Origin of the sequence: Rheinheimera sp. (genome assembly GCF_036568245.1) — a bacterium.
In the GTDB taxonomy this organism is placed as follows: domain Bacteria; phylum Pseudomonadota; class Gammaproteobacteria; order Enterobacterales; family Alteromonadaceae; genus Alishewanella.
On record NZ_DATCSY010000201.1, the window covers coordinates 1 to 2,823 of the forward strand.

Genomic DNA, 2,823 nt, shown 5'->3' on the forward strand with positions numbered 1-2,823 from the left:
ACACCGGGCCTGCTGGCCAATATCGGTGAGGTATTTCAGCGCTGCGATGTTAACATCCATGCCGCCAAAATCACGACTATCGGCGAGCGCGCTGAAGACTTTTTTATGATTTCAAATAGCGACGATCAGGCCCTTTCCACAGAGCAGCAAAGTGAGTTGAAACGGGCACTTATCGAGCAACTATCACAGCAAACAGAAGGCAATTAACACATTATGTCAGAGTTAAAAAGCATCATTGAGAGCGCATTCGAGCTGCGCGCCGACATTACCCCGACTACAGTTAGCAGCGAAATAAAGCAGGCTGTAGAAACAGCGCTTAGCATGCTGGATAACGGCACAGCCCGGGTAGCAGAAAAGATTGCCGGTGAATGGGTTGTGCATCAATGGTTGAAAAAGGCTGTATTGCTGTCGTTCCGCATCAATGACAATCAGGTTATGGACGGCGCTGAAAACCGCTTTTTTGATAAAGTACCAATGAAATACGCCAGTTACAGCGACGCACAGTTCCGTAGCGATGGCGTGCGCGTAGTGCCGCCGGCAGCGGTACGCCGCGGCAGCTATATTGCGAAAAACGTTGTATTAATGCCGTCATACGTCAATATCGGTGCCTATGTTGGTGAAGGCACTATGGTCGATACCTGGGCCACTGTTGGCAGTTGTGCACAGATTGGTAAAAACGTGCATTTATCAGGTGGTGTCGGTATCGGTGGCGTGCTAGAACCACTGCAGGCCAATCCGACCATTATTGAAGACAACTGCTTTATCGGTGCCCGCTCTGAAGTAGTAGAAGGTGTTATTGTTGAAGAAGGTGCTGTGTTATCTATGGGCGTTTATATCAGCCAGAGCACCCGCATTTATGATCGTGAAACCGGAGAAATAAGCTATGGCCGTGTACCAGCCGGTGCTGTAGTCGTGCCAGGTTCAATCCCGGCTAAAGATGGCAGTCATAGTTTATATGCCGCTATTATTGTGAAAAAAGTGGACGCTCAAACCCGCGCTAAAGTAGGCATTAATGCGCTGCTGCGCAGCGTGGAATAACAGCATATAACGCATCGCTTAAATGCAAAACGGCAGCTGAGCTGCCGTTTTTTTTATGGTAGTCGCGCTAAAGGCTGACTCAGCCAATCACCATCAATACGCCATAACCAACCAAACCAACTAACGCAAACATGGAGTATTCAAGGCGCTTTTCGAAACGCTTTTCCGGGCCAACTTCAGCTGGCACTAACAGCGCAGAGACCAGACAGGTTAAGCCTGCCAGTAAAAACAGTGTCGTTAAGCCAAATACCAGCGCAGAACCTAACATTGCCATATCTCACCTTTATCTGAAGTTATTATTACCGCCGCATCCGCGTTCGCGCGGCTAAAAGCGGTCGCATTCTAGCACAAAAACCGCCACCATATGCCAGCACTGTGTTACCCGCGTTATATTCTGTTACCAAAAATGCCGTTTTGACAACACCAGCCGACGTTGGCTCATCGTATACTGACAACTTAGTTGTAGCAGTTTTCTACCGGGGTAACTAATGTACTACTTTTTTCGTGGCTTAAGTTTGATCCACACCAAAGGTTTAAAACGTTTTGTGCTGGTTCCCTTAAGTATCAACCTGGTGTTGTTCTCTTTTGCGTTTTATTTTTTACTACAGCAGGTCAATGCGCTGGTTGCAGCGGTACAGCAATATCTGCCTTCCTGGCTGCACTGGCTGGAGTATTTACTGATACCACTGGGTGTGATGACGCTGGTGATAGGCCTGGCATACAGTTTTACGATGGTGGCCAATTTTATTGCCGCCCCTTTTAACGGTTTGCTAAGTGAGAAAGTTGAGGCGCACTTATCCGGCAAAACACCAGCGGACACCGGCATCAGCAGCTTTTTTAAAGATATGCCACGCATGCTAGGACGTGAATGGCAAAAACTGCTGTATGCGCTGCCACGCGCCATTATTTTATTTGTGCTGTTTTTATTTTTACCGCTGGTAGGCCCGATACTGTGGTTCTTGTTTACCAGCTGGCTGCTGGCGATACAGTATACCGACTACCCATACGACAACCACAAAATAGACTTTCGCAGCATGCGCCAGCAACTGCGCAACCAACCGGGCACCAGCTTTGCCTTTGGCGTGACAGTAAATATCGCCTGCATGATCCCGCTGTTTAACCTTTTTGTTATGCCGATAGCGGTATGCGGCGCCACCGCGATGTGGGTAGATAAACTGGCCGCGCAAAACGACCCGGCACTAAAAGCACCAGGCACTAAGGCCTACAATAAGCTGGATAAGTACTGTTAAACGTTACCGCCGCGTGCCCCGGTAATCACTTATAAAATAGCCGGATTAACGGCTTGACACCTATACGGCCAAACATCATTATGGCTATAAATTAAGCTACTAACGATGCCATTATGACCTACATACACGACACCATTGTTAAGCTGCAGCACAGCAGCCCTGCCCAGGCAGAGTTTTATCAAGCGGTAGAAGAAGTTCTGGATTCCTTAACTGCCATACTGGAGCATACGCCCAAATATCGCCAACAGGCGATTATTGAGCGCATGGTTGAACCAGAACGGCAAATTATGTTCCGCGTGCCTTGGGTGGACGATAAAGGCCAGATCCGGGTAAACAAGGGTTATCGCGTTGAGTTTAATTCAGCTCTGGGACCATACAAAGGCGGGCTGCGCTTTCATCCGTCTGTCAATGCCAGCATTATTAAATTTCTTGGTTTTGAGCAGCTGTTCAAAAATGCCCTCACGGGTTTACCTATTGGTGGAGCTAAAGGCGGTGCCAATTTTGACCCTAAGGGTAAATCAGACGGCGAAATCAT

General features: G+C 48.2%; 5 protein-coding genes. 4 read left to right on the forward strand and 1 reads right to left on the reverse strand.

Going from position 1 to position 2,823, the window contains the following annotated elements; translation table 11 throughout:
• Together VIN66_RS09035 and dapD are read left to right on the forward strand one after the other, a co-directional pair.
• Positions 1–207, forward strand: a 207-nt coding sequence (locus tag VIN66_RS09035) for a hypothetical protein (RefSeq protein ID WP_331923673.1), incomplete at its 5' end; no start/stop codon positions are given.
• Positions 208–213: 6 nt separating this feature from the next.
• Positions 214–1,038: a 2,3,4,5-tetrahydropyridine-2,6-dicarboxylate N-succinyltransferase gene (dapD, locus tag VIN66_RS09040; RefSeq protein ID WP_331923674.1), complete on the forward strand. Its 825-nt coding sequence runs from the start codon at positions 214–216 to the stop codon at positions 1,036–1,038.
• Positions 1,039–1,117: 79 nt separating this feature from the next.
• Here the strand turns inward: dapD and VIN66_RS09045 are convergent, their stop codons facing one another.
• Positions 1,118–1,312, reverse strand: a complete 195-nt coding sequence (locus tag VIN66_RS09045; protein WP_134057141.1) for a hypothetical protein — start codon at positions 1,310–1,312, stop codon at positions 1,118–1,120.
• Between the two features lie 214 nt (positions 1,313–1,526).
• Here VIN66_RS09045 and cysZ point away from each other — a divergent pair, with 214 nt between their 5' ends.
• Together cysZ and VIN66_RS09055 are read left to right on the forward strand one after the other, a co-directional pair.
• The gene (gene cysZ, locus VIN66_RS09050) at positions 1,527–2,288 is read left to right on the forward strand and encodes a sulfate transporter CysZ (RefSeq protein WP_331923675.1); all 762 of its coding nucleotides are present in this window, start codon (positions 1,527–1,529) and stop codon (positions 2,286–2,288) included.
• A gap of 113 nt (positions 2,289–2,401) precedes the next feature.
• The coding region (locus VIN66_RS09055; RefSeq protein ID WP_331923676.1) for a Glu/Leu/Phe/Val dehydrogenase dimerization domain-containing protein at positions 2,402–2,823 on the forward strand (422 nt) is incomplete at its 3' end.

Bases quoted from the DNA above. Each gene is read 5' to 3' on its own strand.
- VIN66_RS09045 (WP_134057141.1), bottom strand. From the start codon at position 1,312: ATGGCAATGTTAGGTTCTGCGCTGGTATTTGGCTTAACGACACTGTTT.
- cysZ (WP_331923675.1), top strand. From the start codon at position 1,527: ATGTACTACTTTTTTCGTGGCTTAAGTTTGATCCACACCAAAGGTTTA.
- dapD (WP_331923674.1), top strand. From the start codon at position 214: ATGTCAGAGTTAAAAAGCATCATTGAGAGCGCATTCGAGCTGCGCGCC.